We start from the raw sequence: 519 nt of genomic DNA, 5'->3' as shown, positions 1-519 counted from the left end.
ATAACCATATCAGCGAAAAATATATTATCTATAACATTAACAACAAACGTACCTGAAATAAAAATACTCTTACTTCCGCCATTCTTCAACGAAACTAAATACTGCTTACAATTTCTCTTCCAGTAACCAAATTCATAACAGTAAAAACACTCTTTATCTGAAACAGATCCAGATCCAGCTTTAACCTTAAACGCTGAATTTAACTTAAACGTTCCAGCCTTACCCTTCTTCTTCCAAAAATTACCCTTCTTCTTAAAACTAAACTTATTCTGTATAACCATCACATAACTGATACTAACGCTTTTCTTAATATCTACCTCTGCTGTCTTAAACATACCACACAGTTCATTCAGACCCTTCTCCGTCCCATACATATAATAATTTAAAATAAAATTCCCATAACTAAACGGAAAAAACGAAAAAATAAAATCAGTAACCAACTCTTAACCCATTAAAAAACCCAACTTCTCCAACCGTTAAATATAACCAACCATCTTAATTACGTATAATCCTACTGCT

At 31.8% G+C, this 519-nt stretch carries 1 protein-coding gene; it reads right to left on the bottom strand.

Going from position 1 to position 519, the window contains the following annotated elements:
- On the bottom strand, positions 1 to 374 hold a 374-nt coding region (locus ACLJQM_RS48225), incomplete at its 3' end, for a hypothetical protein (protein WP_410636685.1).
- Positions 375 to 519 lie beyond the last annotated feature (145 nt).

It is taken from the genome of Amycolatopsis sp. cmx-4-83 (assembly GCF_046548815.1).
Classification (GTDB): domain Bacteria; phylum Actinomycetota; class Actinomycetes; order Mycobacteriales; family Pseudonocardiaceae; genus Amycolatopsis; species Amycolatopsis pretoriensis_A.
The sequence above is the reverse complement of the archived record's forward strand: the minus strand, read 5'-3'. Positions and strand labels throughout refer to the sequence as shown.